Source organism: Rhodococcus sp. IEGM 1379 (genome assembly GCF_030056815.1).
Lineage (GTDB): Bacteria > Actinomycetota > Actinomycetes > Mycobacteriales > Mycobacteriaceae > Rhodococcus_F.
This window is the reverse complement of the sequence record NZ_JASHKR010000073.1, coordinates 1-21,884: the sequence shown is the minus strand read 5'-3', so window position 1 is coordinate 21,884 and position 21,884 is coordinate 1. Positions and strand designations below refer to the sequence as shown.

Here is a 21,884-nt window from a genome sequence, read left to right as displayed (position 1 = left end):
CTGCGCACCATCGTTCCGTGTCTGCACTGTGATGCCCATGCCGTCCTCCGTTGACAAAACCCGAATATGCAACAAAGTTTCATCCGATGAGCATGCAAATGTCAAGAAGTTTCACGATTGACTTTCTCGCGACCCCGATTGCCGGAAACCTCCGCAGAGGAAATCCTCTGGACTCCGCCTGCATCCGAGAGTGAAATGTGCAGAGTCGCGCGACAGCCTTCGCCTGGAACATCAGCGGTCACAACCGTCGACGGCTCTCCGCCGGCACCTCGAGGACGGCGTCAAGATCGACTCCCATATGTGTTGTGCGGCTGGGGATTTCATGGGGTCGTCACCAAGAAAGTCAGCTGATCTGACGCATGCGGACTACCTGAAGGAAGTCGTGACCTCAGGAATCGGCGCAGTCCCAAACCGTTGCGCAATCTTGTACAACAATGCATCGGTTTTGGTCAGAATCGGCCGATGATCGCTGCTCCGCCGCAATAGAGCCGTCGGCATCGACGGAAGATCGATGTCGACGAACTCGACGTTGGGGGTCCCGTAGTAGTCGACAGCGCGCTTGGTGATCATCAGACATCCTTCGCCCGCACTTACGGCCGCGATCCCCTCACGAACAGTGGTAATGACAGGTCCGACGCCGATCGGCGCACCCGCCGGGGTGTAGCGCGGAAAGTGATAGTCACTCCACTCGTCGTTGGTGGCACCCACCGGAATACGGCAGAGCCTCAACTGCGACAACCGTTCCGGATCCACGAGAGTGTCATGTGTCAATGGGTGTCCGGCAGGAACGCACAACACCCGTTGATCGCGCATGAGAATCGGCCCTCTGGTCAATCCGGCCGCACCGACGGGTAGACGGCAGAGCGCCAGATCGACATCACCGTCCGCCAATGCCGAGAAATGCGTTTTGTACGTCAGTTCCGTGAAAGAAAGCGAGATTTCGGGAAAGGTCTGAGCGAACTCACGAACGAAAGGTCGATGTAGTTCGTAGAAACCTCCGCCGAGGAATCCGATGGACAACGGAATCTTGCGACCGCTATTCATTGCCTTGCAAGTATCAACCGCAGAAATCATGTCACGGTAGCCCGGTTCGAGAAGTTCGAGCGCCGAGCGGCCGAACTCGGTGAGTTCGACCCGACGACTGGTTCGGGCGAACAGAGTTCCCCCGAGATGCTCTTCGAGTCTTTTGATCGACTCGGACAGCGACGACTGTCCCATGAAGAGGCTTTCGGCGGCCTTACCGAAATGTAGTTCTCTGGCGAGCGCGAAGAAGCACTCGAGCCATCTCAAGTTCACAGAACCTCATTCATCGTATTTTCCGATCAATTGATCGGAAACTGGCCATTGTTCGGTGAGCTGGCTCACCGCTACCGTACTGAACGCAACGAACCTTTCCAGAATCATATGAGGTCAACGACGTGATCAGCGAATCAACGCCTAATGCCGCATTCCGCGGAACCAAGGTACCAATCGAATTTTCCGTTCAAGGTGTGACGGTTCGAGGAACAAAATACGTACCTGACACCCCCGCACGTCCGCTCCCGGCTGTAGTACTCGGCCACGGTTGGTCCATGGTGGCCGGTGGAGACCTCGAGGACTACGCCGCCGTCATCGCCGGACGTGGGCTGATTGCCATCACCTTCGATTTTCGTCGTCTCGGTAACAGCGGCGGGGAACCTCGGCAGGAAATCGATCCCGCAGACCAGATCGAGGACTTTCGCTGCGCAATCTCTTTCGCACGAACCTGTGCCGACGTGAATGCGGATCAGATCGGCGTCTGGGGCAGTAGTTACAGCGGTGGCCATGCCCTGGTGGTAGCGGCCATCGACCGACGAGTCAAGTGTGTCGTCAGCCAGGTGCCCACCATCAGCGGATATCAAGCGGGGTTACGGCGAGCGCCCCACGAACAGGCTGTGATTCTGCGCCGCACACTCGAAGCCGATCGAGAAGCGCGCTTCGCCGGCGCCGAGCCTGGCATGATCCGCACGATCAGCGCCGATCCCGACGTTCCGGCGGCCTACCCACAACAAGACTCGTACAACTACATGTCAGCAGAAGGAGTCCGGTGTCCCTCGTGGCGAAACGAAGTAACCCTGCGCTCGATCGAACTGGCCAGAGCGTACGAACCTGGAACCTACATCCGCCGAATCGGCCCGACTCCATTGCTGATGATCGTCGCCGATGACGACGGCCTGACACCCACGGATCTCCAACAAGGCGCTTTCAACGAAGCCCATCACCCGAAAGAACTCCTACTCGTGCCCGGCGGGCACTACAGCGTTTACACCGACCACTTCTCCACGACAAGCACCGCAGCAGCGGACTGGTTCGCGCAGCACCTCTCGACCCCGATGGACCACAACACCGACTGTCAGCAAGGACGTGATCTATGACCACCATGGTGACCTCACACGGCGCCCTCACTCCCGCAGCCAGGCGCAAATCTCTGCGCGCTGCAGCGGTCGGAAACGCGCTCGAATGGTTCGACTGGACTCTCTACGGCACCTTTTCGGTCTATCTCGCTGCCAATCTCTTCAACTCCGATGACCCCGCATCCGCGCTGCTGTCCACTCTTGCCGTGTTCGCCGGAGGATTCCTCGCCCGTCCGATCGGCGGTTGGGTTTTCGGTGTCCTCGGAGACAAACGCGGACGAAAGTTCACTCTCGTCGCCACCATGTCGTTGTTAGCTCTGACAAGTCTCGCGATTGCCATCACACCGACTTTCGACCAGATAGGGCCGATGGCATCCGTCCTTCTGTTGGTAATCAGACTTGCTCAAGGGCTAGCTCACGGCGGTGAAAGTGGTGTCACCTACATATATGTCGCGGAAATTGCGCCGGCGGAGAAACGCGGACTGTGGTCTAGCTCCGTGTTCGTCAGTGTCACTTTGGGCGTGATGGCGGCAACTGCGCTCGCGGCCGGTCTGACCGCGATTCTCGGAGCAGACGATATGAAATCCTGGGGATGGCGAATCGGATTCGCGGTCGGCGCTCTACTCGGTGTGTACGCGCTATTCCTGCGTCGCACGGCCTCCGAGTCGGATGTCTTCGAAGAATCCAACGAAGAACACAGTGCCACAACGCCATTGACCACCCGGGATCTGGCAAAGATCGGCGCAAAGATTGTCATGATCTGCGCGGCATCGAACGCCACCTACTACACCTGGGTAACCTTCGCCCCGGCCACAGCAATCGCAACCAAAGGCATGGACCCCAATAGGGCATACGTTGCAAGTCTTCTCGCTCAGATAGTCTGCGTTCTCTGGCTCCCGGTCTGCGGAATGATGGCAGACAAGTGTGGCCGCAAGAAGATGCTCGGCATCTACGGCATCGGAGTCTTCCTCGTCGTAATCCCCATCAACCTCATTCTCTCCTCAGCTCCGTGGACCCTCTTCGTTTCCCAGTTGCTGGGACTGCTGGTGTGGGCACTCCTGGCGTCGATGTTCCCGGCGCTGGTTGCCGAACAGGTCCCCACAGCGGCCCGTGCGCGCGGCGTCGGACTCGTGTCTTCGCTCTCTGTCGCCGTATTCGGCGGCACCGCACCATATTTGAATACGTGGCTGACGTCGCACGACCTGGCATGGATCTACTCCGCGTACGTGATGGTGCTCGGCCTGCTCGCGGTTGCCGCCGCATTGATCATCGAAGAAACCGCAAAGGTTCCGCTGCAGGACATCGGACGCACCCCTGCGTTCACCAAGGAGAACTCATGAGTATCACCACTTCACCCTTCGTCGTCTCTGCCGGACCGACCTACCCGGATCTTCACGGCAAGACCGTAGTGATCACCGGTGCCCGCGGCGGAATCGGTGCCGCAGCCGTACACGCATTCGCCGCGCAGGGGGCACGTGTGGTCGGGCTGGATCTGACAACGGCGCCAGATGAAGCATCGACCGCAGGCATCAAATACCTCACAGTCGATCTGGCCGACACACAACAGATCAGCGATGCCGTATCCACGATCGTCTCCGATCACGGAACGATCGACGTCTGGATCAACAACGCCGGCTACATGAAACGAAGTCCCGCCCTCGATATGGACCTCGAATCGTGGAACAAGACCCTGTCGGTGAACTTGACGGGAACATTTTTCGGCGCGCAAGCTGCAGCTCGCATCATGGCGGCGAACGGAGGTGGCTCGATCATCAATCTCTCGAGCTACGCCGGACTCAAAGCGCGACCGAACTGTCCGGACTACGCGTCCGCCAAAGCTGCGGTCGCACACCTGAGCGAGTGCTTGGCGCTCGAATGGGGTCCACTCGGGATTCGCGTCAACGCGATCGCGCCCGGTTACATTCGCACGAAGATGAGTTCGTGGATGCACGAAGACGCCGCCAATTACCAAGCCTATGTGAGCAAAACACCGTTGCAGCGCATGGGTGAACCCGAGGAAATCGCACAAATGATGCTCCACCTATCGTCCTCCGCATCATCGTTTGTCACCGGCCAGACATTTCTGGTCGACGGCGGAATAACCAAGGCCTGAGTACCCGTGACGTATTGGATCGGCAAGGCAGCGATCGTCACTGGCGGAGCGCGGGGACAAGGCGCCGCCGAGGGGTGCTGTCAAGTTGTTGAGATCCGCTGGTCTGGGACGATGTGCTGGTGTCGTCGACGTACAAGGGCTACCGATTCCCGCGCGAAATCATCTCCCACTGCGTGCGGCTGTACCACCGGTTTCCCCTCTCGTTTCGGGAGATCGAATTGCTCATGGCCGAGCGTGGGGTCGAGGTGACCTATGAGACGACTCGGAAGTGGTGCGCCCGGTTCGGGCCCGAATACGCCCGCAGACTGCGCCCCCGGCAACCACAGGCCGGGGACAAATGGCACCTCGACGAAGTGCTCGTCAAGATCCGTGGGGTGCGGAAGTACTTGTGGCGGGCAGTGGACCAGCATGGGAATGTCCTCGACATTCTGATCCAATCCAAGCGGGACGGTAAGGCCGCAACCCGGTTCTTCCGGAGACTTCTGAAGAAACAAGGCCACCCGCCGCGGGTGTTGATCACCGACAAGCTCCCCAGCTACCACGTTGCGCACCTGAAGACGATGTCGACAACTGAGCACCGGCAAAACAAATACCTGAACAATCGGTGCGAAAACTCCCATCAACCGACCCGGCAACGAGAACGCGCCATGAAAGGGTTCAAATCGGTCGGCTCAGCCCAACGGTTTTTGTCCTCGTTCAGCCGTATCTCCCCGCACTTCCGACCGCCCCGTCACCGTATGACTGCCACCGATCACCGCACCGAACTATCCGCACGATTCCAGGTGTGGAATCAGGTCACCGAACTTACCTTCGCTCCCTGAACACCGCCCGGCGTGATGGCCTGCTGCACGCGAAAACTGCTGCACACCAAATAACTTGACAGCACCGTTTGTACAGCGAACGCATCACATCCGCCCGCGTTTCGTCTCCACGACTCATCCGACCATCATTCCTGACTCACGGCCAAGTTAAGTTGACAAAGCCACCACGATGAATCTATTTAAGTCCGGACCGCACGAAGGCATCGACCACGTAGCGCTGCAGGAACAGGTAGATCAGGAAGATCGGCAAGCACGCAAGTCCCGAAGCCGCCATCACAGCACCCCAGTTGTTCCCCTCCGCACCCATGAAACTCCTGATTCCGATCTGCACCAACGCATCCGACTGCCGCAAGACCAGCGACGGCCACAGATACTCGTTCCACGCCGAGATGAACAACATGATCCCCAGAGCCGCCAGCGCAGGTTTCATGTTGGGCAGCACCACCTTCCACAGGGTGGCCCAGGAACTCTGGCCATCCATCACACTTGCATCGAGCAATTCATGCGGGAACGCCTCCATGTGCTGACGCAGCAGCAACACCCCGAACGCGCCGCACAGATTGGGAATGACGACTCCGGCAACGGTGTTGAGAAGACCCATCTGTGAGATCAACAGATAGTTCGGGATCATCGTCACCTGGAACGGAACCAGCCAAGACCCTACGAACAACAGGAACAGCAACTGCTTGCCGAAGAAATTCCATCGAGCGAATGCATAGGCTGCCAGCACAGCCACCAACAGCTGACTGACTGCCATCACAGCCGCCATCCCGAAAGTATTCGCCAGCATCGAGGCCATCGGGATGGTCTCCCACACATACTTGAAGTTTTCGAGAGTCGGCGACCACGGAATCAAACTGGCCGACAACGCATCCTCCGGTCGACGGAAGGCTGTGGCGAACATCCAGTACACCGGGAACACACTCACGGCTGCAAGCAGTGCAAGCAGGACGTGTCCGGTGACGACCCGCCCACGCGAGCGGGCAGCCACCGGCTGATCACCCACCACGCGGGCGTCGATACCCGAGGGCGATGAGGTGACGCGCACAGGCGCGTCGACAGTGACAAATGCCATGACGGGTCCTAGTTGTCGTAGAAGCTCAGCCGGTCGGAGACCCGGACGAAGACGAAGGCGATGACGGCGAATCCGAGAAAGAACAGCGTTCCCGCAGCAGCCGCAAGACCGGCATCGAAGTTACGGAAGCCGAATTCGTAGAGCAGGTAGTAAATATTGGTGGTCGCGCCACTCGGTCCACCCTGAGTCAGGACATCGATCACCGGATACGCCCACTGCGCTCCGAGCAGAATTGTCATCAACGCCAGAAACACCAGCGTCGGCGACAGCAATGGGAGCGTGATCCGCCGGGTGATCATGGATCGGGAAGCACCGTCGAGCGACGCAGCCGAACTGTAGTCAGGATTGATACCTGCCATTCCTGCCGAGATTACGAGCACCCCGAAGCCCAGCATCTGCCAACCGACAACCACGACTACGCCGAGTAACGCGAGTTTCGGGTCACGAAAAATGTTTCCCATTTCGAAGCCGAGAGAAGCCGCAATCCGGGGAATAGTGCCACCCTCGGGGTTGAACATCCATCGCCAGATTGCACTACTGGCAACCGGGGTCACCAGAAAGGGCACAAAGATCAGCGCTTGGTAGAAAGTGCGCCAACGACCGGTGACCTGACCGCACAACAATGCGATCCCAACCGGGAGTAGCAGCGAGAGCACCATGAATGTCGCTATGTACAACACCGTGTTCCACAGTGCCTGGTGCAGTTCCGGCAGAGACAGCACAGTCGCGTAGTTCTCCAGTCCCACGGGAACCTTCGGCGTCGTCGGGATCATGTTCCACTGGTAGAACGAGAGTCCGACAGTCTCCGCGAGCGGCTTATACACCCACACCACCAGCAACGCCACCGCAGGCAGCAAATACAGCAGCGGAGTGAGGTTGCTTCGCAACACCGACCACTTCGGTCCGCGCGAACGCGCGTCCGTGATCTCAGCGCTCGGCTGACCGCCGACCGATGTCGGCACTTCGACAAACATAGTGTTCTCTTCCTTGTTGTCGGTCAGCGATTCGCGGATTCAGCCATGACGCGAAGCTGCTCTTCGGGATCGAGCGCTTGGAAAGCTCGGAGCGTCTCGATGCTCATTTCGTAGACCGTCGGCGACTCGGCAAGCGGAACGACGCTGTGCAGCACTCGATCTCCGTAGACGTGAACCAGGTTGAATGACTGACCGCCGTTTTCACCGCGCAGTCCCCCGTCCTCACCGATCAGGTCCTGGCTGTAGCAGGTGGCTGATGCCACTGATACCGGGATGTCAGCGAAAGTGCAACTCGTCGAGTAGTGAAGGTGACCACCGAGGATTCCGCGAACATCGCTGCCCCGCAACACCTTTTCCAGACGATGCTGCTCTTTTAGGTCTACGAGCTCGAGAAGTTCGAGAGGACTGGGCACCGGCGGATGATGCAGTGCAAGCAGACTGCCGTGCGGAGCAGGTTCGGCCAGTACATCGCGCAGCCACACCAACTGCTCATCGGTGATCTCGCCGTGATGGTGGCCCGGAACAGTACTGTCGAGCACGATCAGACGCAGACCATCGAGGTCATAGACTGCGTCCACGGACTCCTGCGTCGGCTCGGCGTCGAGCAGACCGCTGCGAAATGTTTCCCGGTTGTCATGGTTACCCATGACCCAGATGACCTCGGCACCAATTTTTTCGGCAGCCGGTTCTACGATTGCGCGCAGGCGGGCGTAGGCCTGTGGATCGCCTGCGTCAGCGAGATCACCAGTGAAAACCAGCGCTTCGGGACGTTGACCGGCCCGCTCGAGTCGCTCGAACAAGCGGGCAAGGTTTGCGTCGCTGTCCACTGCCCCGTGCAGCAATTCGTTGTCGGCCACGAAATGCGTGTCACTGATGTGCAGAATGAAGTGTTCGGGTGTGCCGTACTGAGACATAAGAAATTCTCCTCGTGATTCGATGGACGGCGTGGCGTCGGTCAGCCGATGAGGCAGGCGCGCAGATCGGCAAGTTCGGATTCGGTCATACCGTGGGCAAGCAGGAAGGGCTGGACGCCACCGTGGGTGTCGTCGAGATACGTGAGAGTCGCACGCATCAGTACTGCGGGGCTGGCACACACCATCTCGTCGATATCGAATCCTGCGGGAAGGTCGTATGCCTTGAACGCCTCCACCATTCGAGCAGACCATTCACCGGCGAGCATCGTTTCGGATACTACGTAATCGGCAATGATGTCGCGCTCATCCACTCCGACGGCAGCCAAAGTGAGCGCAATGACGAGTCCGGTGCGATCCTTGCCCGCGGTGCAGTGCACGAGCACCGGCGCGCTACCCGATGCGGCGATGAGCCGAACTGCGCTGGTGAGCGCCGCTGCGTGGTCAGTCACCATCTGCAGGTACAGTGCCGTGAGATCGAATCCTGTTCCGGCAATATCGATCGCACCATCGTAAACCGGGACGTGGACCTCTCGGTGGCCAACCCCCTGCAATGCGTTGGGCGCCTTCTCAACCTCGTGGCTCTCACGCAAGTCGATCACCAGATCGAGGTTCAACTCACGCAGTGCATCACGCCCGGCCTGATCCAGAGCATGAAGTGCATCGGATCGAAACAGTTTGTGCCACTTGGTCGCACCTTCGCCTAGCGGGTATCCACCTACGTCGCGCACGTTGTAGGTGCCGTTCAAGTCGAGTCGTCGACTGACCACTCGGGCTGCAATGGAGGTAGTCATGAAGTGTTTCCTTTCCGTTGGGTTGCCGGGCTATGGCAGAAGCTTCTGTGCGCGTTCCTGCGCGGTGGCCATCGTGGACGCCGGATCCTTGCCGTAGAAGACCGATTCCTCGACCGCACTCGCGAGGATGTCATCGATCTGCACGTAGCTGTTACCCCGGTACGACCGCCACGGCTCGAGCCGGTCGAGCTGAGCGAGATTCGGTGCAAGCAAAGGATTTCCGTCAGCCCACGCCTTCAATCCGGCCGGGTCCTCGGTCAGAGATGTACGCAGCGGCAGGTAACCGATCTTGCTGGAGATCTCCGTGTACGCGTGATCGCTGGTCATGAACTTGATGAACTCCCACGACGCTCGCTGCTTGACTGGGTCTTCGGAGAACACGAACAGTGCCGAACCGGAGTTCGTCGGGACCGCAGCGTGGCCGTCGAAGCCGGGCATCGCCGCTGCGCGCAAATCCCATCCTCCGGCTTTTGCCGACTGGATGAACATTCCCTGAATGGCCGAAGTCTGGAGCTGAATTGCCGTGTTGCCCTTGGCAAAAGACTCGAACTGAGTGCTTGTGTCCTCGCTCGCGAGGACACCACGTTCATACAGGCCCCGAAGCATCTTCACGGCCTCGACAGCATCCGGGTTGCCGAATTCGATGGTGGAACCGTCCTCGGAGAGGACGTTTCCACCGGCCGAGCGGAACATCGCCTGCATGCACCAACTCCCACCCTTCACTGCGCACGCGATGGACAGTGCGGGTTTGCCCGTCGCAGCGGTGATCTTTTCTGCCGCGTCGGCGACTTTGGGCCACGTCGACAAATTGACGTCGGCCGGCAATCCGGCTTTCGCAAAAGCTGTCGCGTTGTAGAAGAGCACCGGAGTGGAGAAGACGTAGGGCATTCCGTAGGTGTCGCCGTTGCGATCGCCCAGAGTCACAGCCCGGGGGTGATACGGGTGCTCACCTTCGAAGTTTTCCTGCACGGCCTCACGACCCACCAGCTTGTCCAGCGACTTGGCTCGCAATTGATCTACCGCGAAATCGACAGTGTCAAAGGTCAACTGGGCGACGTCGGGTGAGCTTCCCGCAAGCATCTGCGTCTGCACGCTGCTCGCTGTCGCACCGTTTCCCTGCGGAGGTTGCGCCTTGACGGTGATGTTCGGGTGAGCCGTCTCGAAGTCCTTGACCAGCCCGGTGATGGTGTCCGTCCAGGGACCGGCTTGCTGCAGGTTGTACGTCTCGAAGACGATGTCGACCTTTTGATTCGGATCAAGCTCCGGCACTATCGCACGCTCGCCGGCACCTGCGGCGTCCACCGTGCCCGTGGCACAGCCGACCAGACTCATAGTTGCGGCGGCCGCCATCGCAATAGCGACCAACGCCTTGGATTTACGCATGAACAAGCTCCTTGAACACAGGGGGGGATCGAATGAAGAGGAACTAGAGTTGCCCGCTCAACACGCGGGCATCGAACTCGGTCAGGTTGGTGGCGCCGACCCATTCGAGACGACGCCCCGAGTCGGCATCGAAGAGATGTAGGCGTTCGAGTTTTGCTGCGAGAGTCACGGTTTCGCCGGATCGAAGCGTGACCGGACGAGGCATCCGGACGCAGACCGTATTCGAACCCACCGCACAATACGCGATCTGTTCGCTACCAAGGTTTTCGACGGACTCCACCCGCGCCTGGAAACGGGCACCCACCTCATCTGCGTCGGCGTCGCCGGTCACCGTGAGATGCTCCGGACGTACCCCGAGAACCACCTTCTGCTCACCGGACTCTCCAGGCCACAGGAGGGCCCGCACGCCGGAACTGGAGACCACGACGCGCCCCTTGTCCGAGCCGACGGTCGCATCGATCAAGTTCATCGGCGGGCTGCCCAGGAATCCCGCGACGAACACCGAAGCCGGATTGTCGTACACCTCTTCCGGCGTACCGATCTGCTCCACCTGACCGTTGTTCAGCAGTGCGATACGCGTCGCCATAGTCATGGCTTCTATCTGGTCGTGGGTGACGTAGACGAACGTTGCTCCGAGCCGTCGATGGAGGGCGGTGAGCTCACGACGGGTCGCGGTTCGGAGCTTCGCATCGAGATTACTCAGGGGCTCATCCATCAGAAATGCCCTGGGGCTACGCACAATTGCGCGACCTACAGCAACGCGCTGCCGTTGCCCACCCGAGAGTTCCTTCGGCTTGCGGCCGAGCAGGTGTGCAATGTCCAACTGCTGCGCAACCTCCTCGATCCGCTCGTGCGCCTCGGCCTTGGGAACCTTGCGCACCCGCAACGGAAAGCCCAGGTTCTTCGCTACGGACAGATGGGGATACAGCGCGTAGTTCTGGAACACCATCGCAACGTCACGACGTTTCGCAGGAACGTTGGTGATGTCCTCACCGTCGAGCACGATTCGACCGGAGCTCGGCTCGAGCAGTCCCGCAAGCATCCGCAGCAGAGTGGTCTTGCCGCAGCCGCTCGGACCGAGGAGGACGAGGAAGTCGCCGTCGAGGATATCCATCGAAATGTTATCGACGGCGGTGACATTCTGAAACTTTCGGCTCAGACCCTCGATCCGAATGCTGCCCATGTTCCCTCCCGATGAAATGACGTTACCGAAATTCGTAACGATCCGAATTCTCATTACATCGAGATAGTTAGCCAGTCAAAGGTGAACCAGAACCCAACGGCTCGAGAATCACAGGCAATGCTTGGATCAACCCTTGGATGGCGGATTAAGCAGCGCTACAACCTGTTCCAATGTTTGCTCTGCCGCCTCCAGGTTCCCGTCAGTTGCCTCGGCTACGGCGATCTGCAACCCGACCAGAAACGACAACTGCACCACCGGTGACGAGGCGCCATGACCACTCCACGGACCGACACCACCACCGATCACCAGGGCGATGTCCGCCTGCTCCACGAGCGCGGACCGCGCGTAACTCGTGACGGCAATGACCGTTGCCCCCGAAGCCTTTGCAGCGGAGACAGATTGGAGCGTGTACGCATTCATCCCACTATCGCTGATAGCCAGACACAAGCCATCCTTACCGAGATGTCGTGCTGTCAACTGCTGCACGATGGCGTCAGCAGGTGCCTCTGCCGACCGACCGTTCGTGACGAACCGGAAAGCAATCGCCGCGGCGGCAGGCGCAGATCCGCCGTTGGCCACGATCAACAACCGACGCGAGGACCCGAGTTCGCGGACTGCCTTGTCAAAAGCCTCTTCGTCGAGCGGCGCCAACGCCGCACCGAGGTCTTGCGCCACCTCGTCGAATACCGACCGCATGAGACCAACTCCGGTCGCGACGTGGGCCCCCACCCCCGCGTCGGCCGACGTCGCGGCACCCAGGTCCCGCAGCAACAGCATCCGCAGATGCTGAAAGCCTTTGAAACCGAGGTTCTGGCACGCCCGAATCACCGTCGCAGTCGACGTGGAGGCATGTTCGGCAAGATCCGCGGCAGACCACCAGGCAACCTCAGCTGGTCGCTCTACACAGACGTCCGCAACTCTGCGCTCACTGGGCGCGAGTGAAGAAGCGCACGCACGAATCGCTGCGAGTGTGGTCCCGGCGGGTGGATCAGTCGGTAGATGTTGCACACGCTCTGACTAGCACGGCAATGTGAACAGGAACTGATGCAGGTGCTTCGTCTCCAGCGGTATCCGCACCGGTTTGCGCCCTTACCTGCGGAACCGGCCACAATCCGAGCACATCGCACCGTCCGTCGAGACTGACATAGCATTACCGACTGGTATAGGTGTCAGCAGCATTCGTTCGGGATTGCCCCCTGTAGCGCGCTTCAGGGGATCGAAAAGGCTGACTCGTGAATCACCCGCCACCTGCCCGAATATCTCTTGGAAGCCATGGCCCCTGCGCCACGGTGCAGAATGGCGTACGCGGATAGAAATTTTCGTTACGGTCAGATCCCTTCCGACCAAATCTGCCGTTGCGGCGCTGCACGGCCCTCATCTGTCCGCGATCGGCCAGGATCTGTGGCTCACCAAATGTGAAGCGAGACATTACGTCACCACTCGACAGTAGGCCCATGCGATCCGGGTGATCGAGGTCCAACTCCTCCACTCGTACGAGTTCGGGGCGCACCCACGTGACGCCACTTTCACCGAGATAACCGTCAACGAATGACCATGAGGGAGTTCACATGTCACTTCTGAACAAGTATGCCATCGGTATCGCCGCAGCAGCGATCGCCATCGGAGTTGCCGGGGCCGGCCCCGCCACCGCCGACCCGATCTCCGGCATGGGAGCCGCTGGATACCAGGCATTGTTCAATACCGGTATCCAAGTCTACGAACTCAGCTCGGTTGAGCATTTCTAGGCAATGACAGCGAACATCACGCAGGGATCTGATCACTGGTTGCGACTAGATCGCGTACCGAACGCGCAAGCGGGTAAGCCTGGGACCGTCAAGTATGCGATCACCGGTGTCGAACTCCCCGAGACCTTCTACCTCGATGCAAACGGAAATCCTCGCGTACGAACCAATCCGCGCCCTTCCGAGCTCACTCAACAGATGACTGACATGTCATCCTGGCCGGGCGGAGCAAAGTTACCGCATCACCGGCAGAACAGCCACGCGCGACCGCCCCGTGGCCGCCTCGACGAACGCCAGCGGGTCGGGCACCGCAGCCAGGACCTCCCGGGCACGCTCGAGAGCCATCGACTCGGGCTCGGGACCACCCACCGCAGCGACGACATCGAGCCAATGGACCGTCGATTCGAGGATCGCTATATCCAGAAAGGCACCGAGTGAGACCGACCCCAACATCGGGTGCGCAATCACGGTGCCGCGACTGAGCCCGGTGAGTCGTTCGAACGACTCGGGCAGGTCGATATCGAAGCGTTGAACTATTGATTCTCGATCGACGTCGGCCGCCATCTGGCGGACTATTTCAGCGAGCTGTTCGTGCATCGATTCTGCTGCCGTGGGGTCGGCGTTGAAGATGCGGAGCATCTCTGCCGCACTGGTGATCTTCGCGTCACCGTCTGCAGCAGGCTCGGCGAGCATCGCGATCATGACGTCAGGGGTGACATGCGTGTACACGTCTCGAACAGTCCAGCCCGGCAAGCGAGTATCGGAAGTCCACTGGTCGTCCGATAGTTCCGCGGCGCGTTTGGCCCACATCCGCCACAGCCGGATCAGGAGGTCCCGGTCCTGCTCGAAATCCGCCACTCCGACTCCCCTACCGTCCATCCCCGCACTATCGCACAGTTCCACCGACGTCCGCGGCCGATCTCATAGACAGGATGGGCACCAATCAGCGCACCGCTGACGTGACGGTGACGGCGCCGAGGCTACAACGCGAGCGTGGAATCGAAGTCCACCTCGGCAACACACCACGAACGGTGCACGGCCACAAGAGATTCACTGACGGCGTCCACGGAATCACGCCCCGTGTAAACAACGCCGCCGCGTGATCATTGGGCGCCAGTTCGGACTACACAACAGCAAGGACCGTCCCGGTTCTGCGAGCCAGTCCCGCGCGATCGACCCCGAAGCCAGCCTTCCTTCACACCACCACTCTCCCGCTCCCCGATGCGCCACAGTTGCCCGTCGCACCGTTGCTGACTAACGTCCGCCGAATGAACATAGTGATCGAGCAACTACAGCAAGTGACGCCGGACGACATCGAGGACCTACGTCGACTATTTCCACAACTATCAAGCTCGGCAAGTGAGCTCGATCCTGCCGCTTCGACGGAAATCGTCACATCACCGACAACCACAGTCCTGATTGCGCGCGCCCAACAGAAGATCGTCGGCACACTCACCCTGGTCGTCGTCAAGATCCCAACCGGAGTACGAGCCCGCATCGAAGACGTAGTCGTCGACGAGAATCACCGCGGCAGCGGAATCGGAGCCGCCCTGACCCGAGAAGCGCTCACGCGCTCACAGCAACAGGGTGCCCGCACGGTCGACCTCTCGTCACACTCGACCCGTCAGGCCGCCCACCGCCTCTACCTATCCCTCGGATTCCACATTCGAGATTCCAGCATGTACCGGTTCCAATTCGACGACAATCCGCTGCTGGCGACCGCGGCAATCCCACCCATACAAAATTAGCGTCAGTAGGAATCGACCTGTGTGAGGAGTCAGGTCCGGCAAGACGCGATCCGTGAGCGCGGAGTTTCACCGGGCCACGCGGCAGTTGCGCATGTAGTGGACCAGCGGGCGCGCGAATCTCGCTCGTGACTTAATGCTGCGCGCCGACGGTTGAGAACGGCGAAGCGAGTGGGTCCGATAGTGCGGTTAGAACGGCGTTGGGGACCAACGGAACAGCCAGTAGGGCTCAGCATTTGACGTTGTGATGCCAACCCAGATCATCCGCTCTACGGCGAAACTGCGGTGTTGACACTGAAGTTGAGTTCGATGACTCGCCAGGAGGTGCGGAACGAGGTTGCTCGTTGGACCCGGCGGCCATCTCGGCCGCCTATGTTGGTCGTTCCCTATCTCGATGGCCGTGGGCCGTAGCCCATGGCTCGGTCGCCGCCGACATGGAAGAACCGGACAACGTGTTTCGGCATGCCGGACGGTCTGGCGCAACGGTACCGATCCCCAGTCAGCGCCACATTCCGGACGGCGTCGTCCATGGCACACCTCTTCCACAGTCACTGGATTCGGTTCGGTCTTTCGCCTCGTTCAGGGACAGAAGTCCTGTCGAAAGTTGCTGCGCCCCTCACGGAATGGGAAACGACCCGCAGGCGGTCGGGTCGTGCATGGGCAATCACGTAGTTGAAGATTCGCCCCGACATGTCTCGGACGGTTTGTTCCAACAACAGCAATGGCGCCCCCTCGGTGGTTCGCAATACCGACGCCAAAGTTTCATCCGAGAGCACCGCACTGACCGTGAAATCGGACCCGCCGATTTCCACTCCCGCACTCGAGAGATAGCCATACCAGTCGACAACGAAGGGAGTGTCGATCAGTCGCTGTGCTTCTGGGAACAACACGTAGTTGGTGGCCGCGACGTCTACGTCTCCATTGGTCGTGCCCGCCGCGTAGTCCACGCGCAAACATGGTGTTCCTGTGGGCACCTCGAGCGCCCTCGAAGCAGCACCGGGCGCTGAGATCACTGTGCTCTCGAAGGATGTCAAACGGAATCTCCCGTTGCGGAGGTCGCCGCTCTTCAATGCTGCGGTGCCTTGAACGTCATCGGGTCGCCGGTGAGCGGTAGGGGCGACTACGTGTGTCCCCACGCCCTGAGTCCGTGCAATCAACCCTTCGTTCCGAAGGAGCGTCAGAACTTCGCGGACGATCCCCCGGCTCACCGAATAGGAACCTACGAGTTCGCGCTCGCACGGAAGGATGCCGTCAACGAAATCTCCACGCAGCACCGCTGCCCGGAGAAGATCCCTTGTTCGTCGAACCGAATCAGGTCTTGCCTTCATCCAACCTACCTCGCGCTTCATCTCTGACGAGCCCTTGCGAAGTGTAGTACAGATCTTCAATTATATTGTTGCCCCGCACATTACGCCGTTTATGCATTTTCTTTGACGTTGCGATCTGGTGTTTTGATTCTCGATTTCGCCGATACGCCGATACTGGTCGGCCCAGCGCACTCAGCAGTTCCCCTGCCGCTCGGAGTTCGCTTGTCGCAATAGGTGTAATGACCTATTGTCGGTCCAGGCACTGCAGGGCTTGATCCGATCTACCGGTAAATATCCCTGCAACACAAGGGTTTCCGATGAATATTCCCTGCAGGGTGTTGGCGGATCGTCATGGAGAAAATTCACGTCCTTGTGTGAACTCTTCAGCGACGGTCTCCCAACCGCTGCACTGAGACACACCTCCTCGGTTGACACAACGCCCGAGCGTTAGCCCCTCTTCCATCGAAATCAGTATCAATCGAAAGGACAGTCACGATGGTCAGCTGGAACGAAGAATGCGACGTGCTGATAGCGGGTTCCGGCGGCGGCGGCCTCACCGGCGCATATACCGCAGCACGAGAAGGACTCGAGGTGATCCTGGTCGAGGCCACCGACAAGTTCGGGGGCACCACCGCCTACTCCGGCGGCGGCGGTGTGTGGTTCCCATGCAACCCGGTCCTTCGACGTGCCGGCACCGACGACACGATCGAAGACGCGCTCGAGTACTACCACGCAGTAGTCGGCGACCGCACCCCGCGCGAACTGCAGGACACCTACGTCCGGGGCGGAGCACCGTTGATCGAATACCTCGAACAAGATGAGAACCTCGAGTTCGAAATGCGGCCGTGGCCTGACTATTTCGGCAAAGCACCCAAAGCCCGACTCGACGGCCAGCGGCACATCGCCCCGACGCCGATTCCAGCAGTAGAAGTGGGAGACCTCCGCGCGTCTATGCGAGGACCTCTCGACACCGAACGGCTCGGGGCACCGCTACCCGACGTACTCGTCGGGGCCCAGTCGCTCATCGGTCGACTCCTCAAGGCAATTGCGCAGTATCCGAATGCCACCCTGCGGTTGAACACACCACTTGTCGAGCTCGTCGTCGAGGAGGGTGTTGTCGTCGGCGCGATCGTCGATCACCACGGCGAGCGCCGCGCCATCCGGGCCCGCAAAGGCGTGTTGCTCGCGGCCGGCGGCTTCGAGGGCAACGATGAGCTTCGACTGAAGTACGGTGTGCCCGGCACCGCCCGCGACACCGTGAGCCCCCGGGGCAACCTCGGCGCGGCGCACCAGGCTGGAATGGCCGTCGGGGCCGACACCGACCTGATGGGTGAAGCCTGGTGGGCCCCGGGGATGACTCATCCGGACGGCCGCTCGGTGTTTGCGCTGTGGTTCACCGGCGGCATCTTTGTCAATCAAGACGGTAATCGGTTCGTCAACGAGTCGTCGGCCTACGACCGACTCGGCCGCGAGGTCATCGACCAGATGCAGAATGGCTCGGTCACCCTGCCGTACTGGATGATCTACGACAACAATGAAGGCGAGCGTCCACCGGTTCGGGCCACCAACGTCTCCATGGTCGAGACCGAGAAGTACGAGGCGGCCGGTCTGTGGCACACAGCTGACACCCTCGAGGAACTGGCCGAGAAGATCGGTGTGCCAGCCCATCACCTGGTCGCGACCGTTGCCCGGTTCAATGCAATGGTCGCCAAGGGTGTCGATGAAGACTTCGGCCGCGGCGACGAGGCCTACGACCGCGCGTTCACGAACGGTGAATCACCCTTGGTGGCAATTGACCGCGGCCCGTACCACGCAGCCACCTTCGGCATCTCCGACCTCGGCACCAAGGGAGGGCTGCGGACCGACACCGCCGCGCGGGTACTCGACACCGCCGGCAATCCGATTCGGGGCCTCTACGCGGCAGGCAACACGATGGCCGCACCCAGCGGCACCGTCTATCCCGGCGGCGGAAACCCGATAGGAACCAGCATGCTCTTCAGCCACCTCGCCGCTCTCGACATGGCCGGCCGTCAAGCATGAGAACGGACCCCTCCGCCAACTGAACCATGTCGAATAAGAACGTGCTGGGGCCGCGAACGTCGCGGCCCCAGCGATCGAGCCAAGCCTGAATCCACTGATCTCTATGTCGGGTAGCGGTCTATCGACAGGACGAAGACGCCACCGCAGCCTCCCCGGTACGCATCAGCTGGCGGCGACTGATCCACTCGACGACACTCCACCTATTTGTCCGATCGTCCTGCGATTTCCGAGATTTCCGCAACAGTTGTCACTGGAGTTCCGGGCAAATGTTGCCCTTTCCGCAGCTATGAACGAAACCTGCGCCACGTGATCACCGGAGCGTCGACGGAACGGTCGGTGCGCGGGGCGAGGACGGCGAACATCGCGAACGTACACGCTGAAAGTGTTGCCTCATAACACTGTTCAGAATTTCCGGAATCGGTACGGAAACCGATATTCATCCCAGAGAAAACTAGAACATGTTACATTTCGAATATTCGAGTAGATGAAAAAAATCAACTGAAAAGGAAGTCAGCAACGATGGCCAGTTTCTTCACCAGACGCGGGGACCTACTCATAGCGCAAGAGTTGGCGGTCAGCGCCTGGGCGCCGACCCAGGTGGGCGGTCACGCCGTCTGCGGTCTCCTCGCTCGCCAGCTCGAAACTCACTGTCCGACCGGATTCGTCCCGGCCCGGCTGACCGTGGACCTCTTCAAACCGGTCTCGAACGCCCCGATCGAGGTGCGAAGCGAGATCGTCCGCCAAGGCACGAGGATCACCGCCGCGGATGCCTTCATCGTCCAAGACGAACAGGTGCGGGCACGAGCCTCGGTGGTGTTCCTGACTACCGGAGCCGAGCCGGCGGGGCAGGTGTGGAGTCCGGAGGCGGACCTTCCTGTGCCTCCGGAAGGATGCGTCTCTCCGCTGGGATCACCGCCGCTGTTCAAGAGCAGCGACCGCGCGTGGACACACGATTTTGCGGCGAACCAGAATGCCGATCGCAAAATCTCGTGGTACAGCCTGCCCGCGCTCGTCGACGGCGAACCGATTTCGCCGTTCCAGCGCGCCGCGGTGCTCGGCGACACCACCAACCTCGTATGTCACTGGGGATCCGAGGGTGCCGGGTACATCAACGCGGACATGACGCTCACGTTGTCGCGGTTGCCCCTCGGCTACGAACTGGGCCTGCGCGCGGACAACACTATTGCCGCCGAGGGCATCTCGATCGGCACTGCCACGCTCTACGACAGGACCGGCCCGCTCGGCACGTGCGTGGTCACCGCGCTGTCCAACGCCCGCCGGCAGATCGACTTCGCCGCTACCGCTCAGCTCTGAGGCCGGCGACCGCCAACTGGCTGGAGATCCAGCTGGCAACTGCCACACTGAATTCGAAGAATCGACAGGAGCGTCGGCATGAAAGCCATCATCGTGTGTACCTCGATCTCTCACGGCAACACGAAAAGGATCGCCGACATCATGGGTCAGGTCCTCGATGCCCGTGTAGTCGCCCCTGAGCAGGTCGATATGGCGGACCTCGCCACCTACGACCTTGTGGGGTTCGGGTCGGGAATCTACTTGGGGTCCTTCCACCCACAGCTACGTCAGTTCGTGCGGTCACTCCCGGAGCAGCAACGAGGTAGAGCGTTTGTATTCGCCACCAGTGGATTTCCCGACGCGGTGCCTCACAGCTTCTCCCGACCGCTGGTACGACTTCTCGGGCAGAAAGGCTTCGAGACGCTTGACGCCTTCTCGTGTCGGGCGTGGGATACCTATCTCCCGTTCAAGCTGGTCGGCGGGATCAGGAAGGGACGACCGAACGCCACCGACCTGGAGTCGGCGCGCGCGTTCGCCGAAGGACTGCGCGCTCGGATCAGTACCACGCCCTGAGCCCGCCGACAGTTACACGCTCTGGCCGCTACACCCTCGGACGGAGCTTGCCCCGATGTTGATGGTGCAGAACGAAAAAGACACGGTCACAACACTATCGGTAGATCTTGCCGTGCTCGCGTTCGCCGACCCCGAAGCCGGCACTCTACGACGCCTGTCCCCCGACGAGCGGGCCGCGCTCGCAGCGTGGACCACAGCGGACTGACCCCAAAGCAGCACGCGCCGCTAAACATTGACACAGAACTGCGGCGACGCTCGCCGTGAACCAACTGAAAGGCTTCCCCCGTGACGCAACCTGCCGGCTGGCATCCGGACCCCGAAGGCAACAATCAGCTCCGCTACTGGGACGGACAGCAGTGGACATCCGCGACTCAGCCGATGCCCGAAGCTGCACCACAGTCCGAACCGCCATCGCCTGAGACGCCCGAAGCGGTACAGAAGCGGAAGCGAACCAACCTCATCGCAGCCGCAATCGCAGGCGTCGTGATCGTCGGATTCCTCGGCTATGCCTTGGTCGGCAACGGTGGTGACGACAACGAAACGGCAGCGGCCGAGACCACAACATCGAAGACAACAACAGCGAAGCCGTCAACGACCACCCTGACAGCAACAACGACCACCGTGCCGATACTGAAGCCAGATGCAGTGATGCGCGACTTCTGGGTGCGCGTCGACCGCGACGGATACGCGACCATGAATGTCAACGGCACCTATACCGACGCCGAACTGGAATCCGCATTCAACGAACAGATGCGAATGTGGAAGATGCTCAAAAAAGGTGACGGATGGTTCATCGAAATCAACTGCGGTGACGGCATGAACGCTGATGGTGGAGCGCGACAAGCAAACGGCAAGTTCGCAATCACGAATCTAGGCGCGGCGAAGACAGGCCTCAGCATCGGCGGATCGGAGTTCGAAGCACTACCGAATCGTGCGCCATGCCCTGCCGCTTCGGCGCCAGCTGACGCCATCTCTGCGGAGGATATTGTTGCCGCGGTGAAGGCCGCGGGATTGCCGGTGATAGATCCACGTCCGAATGCCGGCGGATGCGCAAGCTCCGGGTGTGTTCAGATGATTATCACTGACAATTTCTCGGTCTATCAGTTCGCTGATCAGGAGAAGGCCAATCAGGCGGCGAGCATCTTCCCGTTGCATTATCAGAATGGGCTTGTGTTTATCCGGTACACACGGGACGGTAGCAACCCGACTGACCCTGCTCTGATACCTCAGGTAAATGCAGTTCTCGATCAAGTCATGGCCGGCTAGACGGTATTCCTGAAAACCACGGAATACCGCCAGAACAGCCGACGCCTGATACGGCCACCAGGAAGCTGCGCCTGCGCCGTACGCCTGATCTCTTCCAACGTCTCGGTCGGCGCGGCCGTGGGAGCTGTCATCCCGACCGGGAGCTTATCGGCAACCCTGCGGTGTTTGACGAAGCCGACAATCGGATTGAGGCCGAGAGCAAAAAGCGAGAACACCCGGTCCACGAACGTGGCCTCCCGGTAGCACCCCACGATGACCAAACACCCACCAGGACTGAGCATCCCCCGCAACC

22 protein-coding genes and 1 pseudogene are annotated in these 21,884 nt (G+C 60.2%); 12 read left to right on the top strand and 11 right to left on the bottom strand.

What is annotated here, in order from left to right:
* Nucleotides 1–366: 366 nt before the first annotated feature.
* A complete protein-coding gene (locus QM600_RS24180; protein WP_283264162.1) occupies nt 367–1,296 on the bottom strand; it encodes a LysR family transcriptional regulator in 930 nt (309 codons plus the stop codon).
* 122 nt (nt 1,297–1,418) lie between these two features.
* On the opposite strand from QM600_RS24180, the gene QM600_RS24175 reads away from it, so the two are divergent.
* From QM600_RS24175 to QM600_RS24160, 4 genes are all read left to right on the top strand, one after another.
* Nucleotides 1,419–2,393 (top strand): alpha/beta hydrolase, encoded by a 975-nt coding sequence (locus tag QM600_RS24175; RefSeq protein WP_283264161.1) that lies wholly within the window; start codon nt 1,419–1,421, stop codon nt 2,391–2,393.
* The gene (locus QM600_RS24170) at nt 2,390–3,712 is read left to right on the top strand and encodes an MFS transporter (RefSeq protein ID WP_283264160.1); all 1,323 of its coding nucleotides are present in this window, start codon (nt 2,390–2,392) and stop codon (nt 3,710–3,712) included. Before QM600_RS24175 ends, QM600_RS24170 begins: the two co-directional genes overlap by 4 nt.
* Complete coding sequence (locus QM600_RS24165) at nt 3,709–4,485, top strand: SDR family NAD(P)-dependent oxidoreductase (RefSeq protein ID WP_283264159.1); 777 nt, start codon at nt 3,709–3,711, stop codon at nt 4,483–4,485. The genes QM600_RS24170 and QM600_RS24165 overlap by 4 nt, the downstream gene beginning before the upstream one ends.
* A 113-nt stretch (nt 4,486–4,598) precedes the next feature.
* The gene (locus QM600_RS24160) at nt 4,599–5,306 is read left to right on the top strand and encodes an IS6 family transposase (RefSeq protein ID WP_283264157.1); all 708 of its coding nucleotides are present in this window, start codon (nt 4,599–4,601) and stop codon (nt 5,304–5,306) included.
* Between the two features lie 175 nt (nt 5,307–5,481).
* Here QM600_RS24160 and QM600_RS24155 read toward each other — a convergent pair whose 3' ends face one another.
* From QM600_RS24155 to QM600_RS24125, 7 genes are all read right to left on the bottom strand, one after another.
* Nucleotides 5,482–6,381 carry a carbohydrate ABC transporter permease gene (locus QM600_RS24155; protein ID WP_283264155.1) on the bottom strand — a complete coding sequence of 300 codons (900 nt, stop codon included), beginning with the start codon at nt 6,379–6,381 and terminating at the stop codon, nt 5,482–5,484.
* Nucleotides 6,382–6,389: 8 nt separating this feature from the next.
* Complete coding sequence (locus QM600_RS24150; RefSeq protein ID WP_283264153.1) at nt 6,390–7,355, bottom strand: carbohydrate ABC transporter permease; 966 nt, start codon at nt 7,353–7,355, stop codon at nt 6,390–6,392.
* Nucleotides 7,356–7,378: 23 nt separating this feature from the next.
* Nucleotides 7,379–8,269, bottom strand: a complete 891-nt coding sequence (locus tag QM600_RS24145) for a phosphodiesterase (RefSeq protein WP_283264151.1) — start codon at nt 8,267–8,269, stop codon at nt 7,379–7,381.
* A gap of 41 nt (nt 8,270–8,310) precedes the next feature.
* Nucleotides 8,311–9,060 carry a tyrosine-protein phosphatase gene (locus QM600_RS24140; protein ID WP_283264150.1) on the bottom strand — a complete coding sequence of 250 codons (750 nt, stop codon included), beginning with the start codon at nt 9,058–9,060 and terminating at the stop codon, nt 8,311–8,313.
* A gap of 30 nt (nt 9,061–9,090) precedes the next feature.
* A complete protein-coding gene (locus QM600_RS24135; RefSeq protein ID WP_283264149.1) occupies nt 9,091–10,443 on the bottom strand; it encodes an ABC transporter substrate-binding protein in 1,353 nt (450 codons plus the stop codon).
* Between the two features lie 43 nt (nt 10,444–10,486).
* Nucleotides 10,487–11,626, bottom strand: a complete 1,140-nt coding sequence (locus QM600_RS24130; protein ID WP_283264147.1) for an ABC transporter ATP-binding protein — start codon at nt 11,624–11,626, stop codon at nt 10,487–10,489.
* A 126-nt stretch (nt 11,627–11,752) separates the two neighbouring features.
* On the bottom strand, nt 11,753–12,634 hold the full coding sequence (locus QM600_RS24125) for a MurR/RpiR family transcriptional regulator (protein WP_283264146.1): 882 nt from the start codon (nt 12,632–12,634) through the stop codon (nt 11,753–11,755).
* Between the two features lie 560 nt (nt 12,635–13,194).
* On the opposite strand from QM600_RS24125, the gene QM600_RS24120 reads away from it, so the two are divergent.
* Nucleotides 13,195–13,371, top strand: coding sequence for a hypothetical protein (locus QM600_RS24120; RefSeq protein WP_283264145.1), 177 nt, complete (start codon nt 13,195–13,197; stop codon nt 13,369–13,371).
* A 231-nt stretch (nt 13,372–13,602) separates the two neighbouring features.
* Here QM600_RS24120 and QM600_RS24115 read toward each other — a convergent pair whose 3' ends face one another.
* Nucleotides 13,603–14,247, bottom strand: a complete 645-nt coding sequence (locus QM600_RS24115; RefSeq protein ID WP_283264143.1) for a maleylpyruvate isomerase N-terminal domain-containing protein — start codon at nt 14,245–14,247, stop codon at nt 13,603–13,605.
* 53 nt (nt 14,248–14,300) lie between these two features.
* Here QM600_RS24115 and QM600_RS24110 point away from each other — a divergent pair, with 53 nt between their 5' ends.
* Nucleotides 14,301–14,471, top strand: coding sequence for a hypothetical protein (locus QM600_RS24110; RefSeq protein WP_283264142.1), 171 nt, complete (start codon nt 14,301–14,303; stop codon nt 14,469–14,471).
* Between the two features lie 165 nt (nt 14,472–14,636).
* Nucleotides 14,637–15,116, top strand: coding sequence for a GNAT family N-acetyltransferase (locus tag QM600_RS24105; RefSeq protein WP_283264140.1), 480 nt, complete (start codon nt 14,637–14,639; stop codon nt 15,114–15,116).
* 545 nt (nt 15,117–15,661) lie between these two features.
* Here QM600_RS24105 and QM600_RS24100 read toward each other — a convergent pair.
* Nucleotides 15,662–16,441, bottom strand: coding sequence for a GntR family transcriptional regulator (locus QM600_RS24100; RefSeq protein ID WP_283264138.1), 780 nt, complete (start codon nt 16,439–16,441; stop codon nt 15,662–15,664).
* 456 nt (nt 16,442–16,897) lie between these two features.
* On the opposite strand from QM600_RS24100, the gene QM600_RS24095 reads away from it, so the two are divergent.
* From QM600_RS24095 to QM600_RS24075, 5 genes are all read left to right on the top strand, one after another.
* Entirely contained in the window at nt 16,898–18,460 is a 1,563-nt protein-coding gene (locus QM600_RS24095) for an FAD-binding protein (RefSeq protein ID WP_283264163.1), read from the top strand.
* A gap of 519 nt (nt 18,461–18,979) precedes the next feature.
* On the top strand, nt 18,980–19,774 hold the full coding sequence (locus tag QM600_RS24090; protein WP_283264136.1) for a thioesterase family protein: 795 nt from the start codon (nt 18,980–18,982) through the stop codon (nt 19,772–19,774).
* A gap of 78 nt (nt 19,775–19,852) precedes the next feature.
* A complete protein-coding gene (locus tag QM600_RS24085; RefSeq protein ID WP_283264134.1) occupies nt 19,853–20,326 on the top strand; it encodes a flavodoxin family protein in 474 nt (157 codons plus the stop codon).
* A gap of 55 nt (nt 20,327–20,381) precedes the next feature.
* Nucleotides 20,382–20,531: a hypothetical protein gene (locus tag QM600_RS24080; protein WP_283264132.1), complete on the top strand. Its 150-nt coding sequence runs from the start codon at nt 20,382–20,384 to the stop codon at nt 20,529–20,531.
* A gap of 80 nt (nt 20,532–20,611) precedes the next feature.
* On the top strand, nt 20,612–21,592 hold the full coding sequence (locus tag QM600_RS24075) for a DUF2510 domain-containing protein (RefSeq protein ID WP_283264130.1): 981 nt from the start codon (nt 20,612–20,614) through the stop codon (nt 21,590–21,592).
* Here the strand turns inward: QM600_RS24075 and QM600_RS24070 are convergent.
* A pseudogene (locus tag QM600_RS24070) lies at nt 21,589–21,884 on the bottom strand (SAM-dependent methyltransferase); the annotation flags it as partial. The gene QM600_RS24075 and the pseudogene QM600_RS24070 overlap by 4 nt on opposite strands.

Excerpts from the sequence above, each read along its gene's own strand:
- QM600_RS24085 (WP_283264134.1), top strand. The coding sequence starts at position 19,853 with ATGAAAGCCATCATCGTGTGTACCTCGATCTCTCACGGCAACACGAAA.
- QM600_RS24165 (WP_283264159.1), top strand. The coding sequence starts at position 3,709 with ATGAGTATCACCACTTCACCCTTCGTCGTCTCTGCCGGACCGACCTAC.
- QM600_RS24090 (WP_283264136.1), top strand. The coding sequence starts at position 18,980 with ATGGCCAGTTTCTTCACCAGACGCGGGGACCTACTCATAGCGCAAGAG.
- QM600_RS24115 (WP_283264143.1), bottom strand. The coding sequence starts at position 14,247 with ATGGACGGTAGGGGAGTCGGAGTGGCGGATTTCGAGCAGGACCGGGAC.
- QM600_RS24145 (WP_283264151.1), bottom strand. The coding sequence starts at position 8,269 with ATGTCTCAGTACGGCACACCCGAACACTTCATTCTGCACATCAGTGAC.
- QM600_RS24130 (WP_283264147.1), bottom strand. The coding sequence starts at position 11,626 with ATGGGCAGCATTCGGATCGAGGGTCTGAGCCGAAAGTTTCAGAATGTC.
- QM600_RS24100 (WP_283264138.1), bottom strand. The coding sequence starts at position 16,441 with ATGAAGGCAAGACCTGATTCGGTTCGACGAACAAGGGATCTTCTCCGG.
- QM600_RS24170 (WP_283264160.1), top strand. The coding sequence starts at position 2,390 with ATGACCACCATGGTGACCTCACACGGCGCCCTCACTCCCGCAGCCAGG.
- QM600_RS24135 (WP_283264149.1), bottom strand. The coding sequence starts at position 10,443 with ATGCGTAAATCCAAGGCGTTGGTCGCTATTGCGATGGCGGCCGCCGCA.
- QM600_RS24110 (WP_283264142.1), top strand. The coding sequence starts at position 14,301 with ATGGGCACCAATCAGCGCACCGCTGACGTGACGGTGACGGCGCCGAGG.
- QM600_RS24120 (WP_283264145.1), top strand. The coding sequence starts at position 13,195 with ATGTCACTTCTGAACAAGTATGCCATCGGTATCGCCGCAGCAGCGATC.
- QM600_RS24155 (WP_283264155.1), bottom strand. The coding sequence starts at position 6,381 with ATGGCATTTGTCACTGTCGACGCGCCTGTGCGCGTCACCTCATCGCCC.
- QM600_RS24150 (WP_283264153.1), bottom strand. The coding sequence starts at position 7,355 with ATGTTTGTCGAAGTGCCGACATCGGTCGGCGGTCAGCCGAGCGCTGAG.
- QM600_RS24105 (WP_283264140.1), top strand. The coding sequence starts at position 14,637 with ATGAACATAGTGATCGAGCAACTACAGCAAGTGACGCCGGACGACATC.
- QM600_RS24140 (WP_283264150.1), bottom strand. The coding sequence starts at position 9,060 with ATGACTACCTCCATTGCAGCCCGAGTGGTCAGTCGACGACTCGACTTG.
- QM600_RS24080 (WP_283264132.1), top strand. The coding sequence starts at position 20,382 with ATGTTGATGGTGCAGAACGAAAAAGACACGGTCACAACACTATCGGTA.